Annotated in this window: 5 protein-coding genes; 4 read left to right on the forward strand and 1 reads right to left on the reverse strand. The window is 50.2% G+C overall.

What is annotated here, in order from left to right:
• The 3 genes from IQ235_RS16565 to IQ235_RS16575 form a co-directional block, all read left to right on the forward strand.
• The coding region (locus IQ235_RS16565; RefSeq protein ID WP_264322536.1) for a proprotein convertase P-domain-containing protein at positions 1-396 on the forward strand (396 nt) is incomplete at its 5' end.
• A gap of 126 nt (positions 397-522) precedes the next feature.
• Positions 523-981 (forward strand): DUF4168 domain-containing protein, encoded by a 459-nt coding sequence (locus tag IQ235_RS16570; protein WP_264322537.1) that lies wholly within the window; start codon positions 523-525, stop codon positions 979-981.
• A 637-nt stretch (positions 982-1,618) separates the two neighbouring features.
• Positions 1,619-2,473 (forward strand): alpha/beta fold hydrolase, encoded by an 855-nt coding sequence (locus IQ235_RS16575; protein WP_264322538.1) that lies wholly within the window; start codon positions 1,619-1,621, stop codon positions 2,471-2,473.
• A 48-nt stretch (positions 2,474-2,521) separates the two neighbouring features.
• Here the strand turns inward: IQ235_RS16575 and IQ235_RS16580 are convergent, their stop codons facing one another.
• A complete protein-coding gene (locus IQ235_RS16580) occupies positions 2,522-4,156 on the reverse strand; it encodes a Ppx/GppA phosphatase family protein (protein WP_264322539.1) in 1,635 nt (544 codons plus the stop codon).
• A 497-nt stretch (positions 4,157-4,653) separates the two neighbouring features.
• Between IQ235_RS16580 and IQ235_RS16585 the strand changes: the two genes are divergently transcribed.
• On the forward strand, positions 4,654-5,948 hold a 1,295-nt coding region (locus IQ235_RS16585), incomplete at its 3' end, for a hypothetical protein (RefSeq protein ID WP_264322540.1).

The raw sequence follows: 5,948 nt of genomic DNA on the forward strand, positions 1-5,948 counted from the left end.
TATTCAACCGCCGCCCCAGTGAGTCAACGTATTGAAGGGCGCAACGATCGCGCGTATCCCGTTCCCGATAACGATGCGCGCGGCGCAACCAGCCGCATTCGCGTAGGAGATTCGAGATCGGTTTTGGACGTTCAAGTGGAAGTGTATCTCGAACACGAGTTTTTAGGGGATGTGGAAATTTACCTGATCGCGCCGGGTAATCGGGCGGTGTTGTTGCAAGGTCGCAGCTTAGGATGTCAAACCTCCCTGCGCGCCCGTTACTCCGTGGGAAGTTCTCCAATCCTGAAAACCTTGCTGGGTCTCTCGGCTCGAGGGGATTGGCAACTGCGGGTCATCGATCGCGTGCCCCGAGATACGGGAACTCTCAAAGGATGGAAATTGACATTGGGGGTTTAAGAACGCGAGGGTGTCGGGGCGATCGGTCTTTTGCCCCGACTGATACTATAAAATACGTCAGCTCCCGTCAATGGGGAGCTGTGCGGCATTTGAACAAGTCTAACTAAACCTGAGAAAAATACGGCTATGGGTCAATACTCCCGTCACGTTTGGACGAAAACGATCGTCGCGATCGCTCTAGGTTCCACCCTCTTAGCGAGTTGTGCGGCCGGAAATGCGCCAGGGGAAACCGAAGTCGGCGAAGAACCCGTTCTCGATAAAGAGCAAACGATTGCTGCTTATGCCCGATCGGTTTGGGAAATCGATCGATTGCGCCGAACGGCATACCAGCAAATTGACGAAGCCAACGACGACAACCCCCCACCTCAAGTGATTTGCGATAATCCCGAGACGGTTGCCGGGTTGCGCGGCCAAGTCAAACAAATCGCTGTGGATTATTGTCTCCAAGCGCAAGATATCGTCCGAGAACAACGGTTGAGCGTTCCCATTTTCAACGAAGTGACCCAAAGATTGACTCAAGATGCTCAACTTAAAGCCGAGGTCGAGAACGAATTGCGTCGAATCCAGCAATCCTCGGGTTCGTAAGTCACTTCAGCAGTTGTGTCAGGTATCAAGCTGGTTATCGCAGTTCGCGCCCTTTTCGTCACAAGGTTTGCGGGTTCGGGAACGGGGAATGGGCATTGGTGACTAGTTTTGGTTGCATTCGCTTTGTCAACCATCGAGTAATCGACCCAGAACCCGGCACGCGCGGGGGTCTCCCCCCAACCCTCCGCCTTCGGCTTCGCCCTCCCGTCGGGGGACGAAACGCCTCCCCCGGTCGCGCTCGCCGGTCGTTGTGCCCCTGCGTACAAGAGTGGAATCGCGATGGCTCATAGGTTTGAGAGAAGTCGAAGAAGTACACTTGACCGTTCATAAAATCGCTCAACTTGTCACCAATGGGGGATGGGGAATGGAAAAAGCCGGTTTCATCGATTGTGTAAATAAACTGATAACGAAGTGCTATAACTCTCCCCCATCAAACCCATGATTTTTCACGATTTCTCTCTTTTACGCAGGAGACTGGGAGGGAGGGAGATGAGGAGAATGAACAATTAGACGTTTCGTAGAAATCAAACATAAAATTTTCACACCGAAACGATCGATGATTACTCCTGTTTCCCGTTCCCTAATTCTTATATGAAAGTGGCAGGTTCTAACAAAGCGAATGAGGGGGGAAGAAACAATGCCGGGTATGCGTAAAACGGTACGGGTCGGAGATATTGACTTATCTTATCTCGAATGGGATCGAGGGACGATTCCCCTGTTATTGCTCCACGGGTTAGCCGATAATGCTCTGGTGTGGTCGGCATTGGCAGATGCGTTGAGCGATCGCTACCATATCGTGGCGGTGGATATGCGGGGTCATGGCGACAGCAGCAAACCCGAGTGCGGCTACGGATTCGATCGGGTCATCGCCGACTTAGAAGCCCTCATGGACGTCCTGGGTTGGCCGCAAGCTCGTGTCATCGGCCATTCCTGGAGCGGCAAAGTCGCAACCATCTGGGCGACCCAAAACCCGCAAAAGCTGCGCGCCATGGTATTGGTCGATCCGATTTTCGTCTATGGGATGCCGGGTATTTTGCGACTGAGTTTTCCGCTGTTCTATCGGCTTTTGCCCTTTCTCCAAGGTATGGGACCCTTCGAGAGCGAGGCCGCAGCCATTGCCAAAGCCCGTCAAATGAAACAATACCGAGACTGGACACCGCTCCAAGAAGCTGTATTTCGCCAGAGCATCGAACAAAAGCCCGACGGTCGATGGGGAAGCAAATTTACGATCGCCGCCCGCGATCGAATCTTCGATGCGGTGCTGCGAGTGCCGGGACTCACCCGATCGGTAAGCGTACCCACTCTCTTCGTCCAGCCCGAGTCTGGGGTAAACCGCTACAACTGGCAACTGAAGCCCTATCAAAAGCATCTCTCCCATCTCGAGATTCGAAGAGTTCCGGGTAATCACTGGGCCCCTTTAGGAGAACCGGAAGCGTTTAATGCCGCGATCGCCCCATTCCTAGAGCGGCATAGCACGACGCAAACTCTTTAGGCATGGGTGAAAGCGAGCAATATCAAGCAGACGCGGCGAGCTGGTTGCTTAGCGACTGACCTTGGCAACGACAGTCGCTCCGAACTGAGTTTCAAACGCTTCTTTTTTGTAATCTAAACTCCACAGCTCAAGCTCGCAAGGATCGTCGGGAATTGAGGGAAATAGAGTCAGGTGAAGTTCTTTGAGATGGGGGATATATTGACATTGAAGTTGTTCGATCGCTCCAATTTGGCGGCGATCGAGCGCTACTGCCAACCGCAAGAGCGCACTGAGTTCTTCGACGATTTGCTGCTGAAGTTTGGGCAAATTGTTGTAAGGTTCGTGCTTTTTCTTGGGCAGACTTTTGCGATGGTAGCGAGCGAGATTGGCGATCGACTCGACTTCGGTTTCCGTGTAGCCGAGGAGTTCGCTATTGTGAATGAGGTAGTAAGAATGTTTGTGGTGGGCGGAATGACTGACGAACAGCCCGCAATTGTGTAGCAAGGCCGCTGTCCACAGCAACTGTCGTTCCGAGTCTTGCCAGTGGTGGAGTTGACCTTGAGTGCGATCGAACAACGTCAGGGCAAACTGAGCAACGCGCTGGGCGTATTGGAGATTGACCTGATATTTTTGGGCAATTTGGAGGGTGCTCAGGCGGCGAACCGAGGATTGGTAAAAAAGCCGCTCTTCTACCAATCCGCGATCGGGCATCCAGTCGACAATTAGACCTTCCCGCAGCGATCGCTCGCAGATGGAAATCGACTCAATATCCAACAGTTCCATCGCCTCTTGGAGAATTAGCGCCCCAGCGACAAGAATTTCCCCTCGGCGTTCGGAGACTCCCGGCACTTGGATGCGCTCTTCGTAGGTGAGCTTGCGCAGCTTTTTGAGGATTTCGTGCAGGTTGTCGCGGGACAATTCATATCCTTGTAGGGAATTAGGAATCGTGCCGGTGGTTTGCGCGGCGTGAATTTTTGCCAAACATTGGATCGTGCCGGAAGTTCCCACCAAACGGGGTTCTTCTCCCGGATGCAGGTAAGCTTGTAAATCTTCAACCGGACGCTCTAACTTTCCTCGAATGTAGGCGCGCAGGTATTGAAAGTCTTTGCTGCTAATAGGATCGGTGCTGACAAACTTGGAAGTCAGGCGCACGGCCCCGACTTTGGTACTGCTGAGGCTGCGAGGTTCGTAGCTATCCCCCAAAATTAACTCCGTGGAACCACCGCCGATATCGATAGCGATGTGGGGTTGGTTATTAAATTCCATCCCCGATAAAATTCCCAGGTAGATGCGGCGTGCCTCTTCCTGGCCGGAAATTAAACTCACCTCCAAACCCAATTTGTCTTGGATTTGTTGGAGAAAGTCTCGACCGTTAGGGGCTTCTCGGGTGGCACTGGTGGCGACAGCAACGATTTCGGCAGCGTTACTGAGAAGGGCAATTTCTTGAAATCGACCCAAAGCCGCGATCGATGCGGCCATCACCTCGGGTTTGAGGTGACCCGTTTTCGGATCGCGATCGCCCAGGCGTACCGTCTCCTTTTCGCGAGCGACGATCGTAAATGCGGGCAAAGTCGGTTGAATTTTGACAACGACCATGTGAACCGAGTTCGTGCCAATATCAATAGCAGCCAGAATGGGTTCGCTCGAACTCGATCGCCCTTTGGGTTGCCATTGGGTTGAAAACGTGGGTACTGAGTGGGTCATCGGGCCTTACCTAGAAGCGATATCGCTAACAGGTGCGGGAGGGAGATTTGACTTTGAGGAGAATCATTTTGCACGGTGCAATCGATCGCCTTCAAGCTCGCGCCGCAACACCTAAGTTCAAGAGTACAACGAGGAGGGGAACTTCGGAATTCACGAAGCGCACGAAGGGGGGGCAAGGATTAAGTGTCTGTTTTTTAGATTCAGCGTGAAATGGGGCAGGGGGGCAGAGGAGGCAAGGGAAGCCGGAGGAGTAAAACCCTTGAATTCTCATTTCCGTCACGATCTCAATCGCTCGATTGTAACAAACCATTCCCTGTCAGCCCCTACTTCCCCAACTGACCTACACCGATTTTCTAACTTACAACGATCGTACGCTCGCGCGCTCCAAGTAACGAAGACTTGTTAAAATCGCTTTGGTGGCAAACTCGTTCGTGCTTCGTGTCCGATTTTCCATTCCCCGCGCGCCGCGCTACTAACGCCTTCAATCTTGACTGTTCATGATGACCTCAACTGACCCAGAACGCCTGCCAGACGCGCGAGATTTATTTGAAGTTCGCACGAAAATCCTACAACAAACGAACCCGCTTCGAGCCAAAATTTTAGTTTTTTCAGTTGTTTATCGCATTTTTGATTTTAGCACCCGAGATTGGTTGGCTTTGAAATCAAAAGAATTTTACGCACTTTTGAAGAAGTTATATGCCAATTTCTCCACTTTTTTAGAACTCGAGGAAAAGCTCTACGAAATGGCAAAATCGCTCGATCGGAAGAATGTCGATGATGAAAAAACATTGGAAACGGCTCGAGTTGTTGTTAAGTATATGCGTCGTTTATACAACGATATTCCCGAATCCAATATCGAGTTAGATAATTCAAGCTTTAGTGAAGATGAGGACGAGACTCAACTCTTCGATACCGAAGCAACTGAAATTGAATGGAAATTAAATAATATTGAGGCTGGGGCAATTGTTCTCGATCGGGAAACTTCCACTCATTTCGATTCTCCTGTTGAATTTGAAAATGTGGAGGATACGAGCCAAACTATTTCTTATGCGAATTCCAACTATGACTTACCCGATTCTCAGTTAAGCTGTGATGATAGCGAAGATCTATCTGAAATCGATCGCCCTCTAGACATCTCCGAGAATCGTGTGGATTTTGAGCTGAAGGGCAACTTTAAAACGTCTGGTTTTCCGGTATCGAGACCCGATCTCTCTCACGATTTAGAGATTTTCAAAATTGCCGATCGCGTTGCTGACTCTCTGTTCCGAAAACTGAATTTGCAAGAAGAAATCGAAAATTTAGTCAATCAACAATTTAAAGATTCGACTCTGGCATTTCAAAATACTCTAGCAGAGGTTGAAAGCCGATTGGAAGATCGGTTGATGGAAGAACCCGCACCCGAAGGTTTGTTACTGAAATATCAAGCCCTACAAATGCTAACGGATAAACTCCAATCTCATTTTTCGATCGTCAAAGAGATATTAGCAAAGCAAGAAATGGATTTTTTGTCAACGGCTGTTGAGACGGATACGATCCGGACGACCGACATCGAAGATCGATTCGAAGACTCTCCTAAAGATGAGGAAGTGGCAAATCCGATCTCCGAACCCATGGTTCTCAAAGCCTGGATTTCCATGCTCGATCTCGCTTTAAAAAATCGCGGCATTACGACCCTTGCCAAAGTCAAAAATGGCTGCTTGTATCTTGTTTTTGAATCTTCACAAGAACTCAATCCCAAAACAGTCGTAGCATTCGTGAATCAAAAGATCGTAGACTTAGAGCTGGGCACGAT

This window comes from Zarconia navalis LEGE 11467 (assembly GCF_015207075.1).
Taxonomy (GTDB): Bacteria; Cyanobacteriota; Cyanobacteriia; order Cyanobacteriales; family Geitlerinemataceae; genus Zarconia; species Zarconia navalis.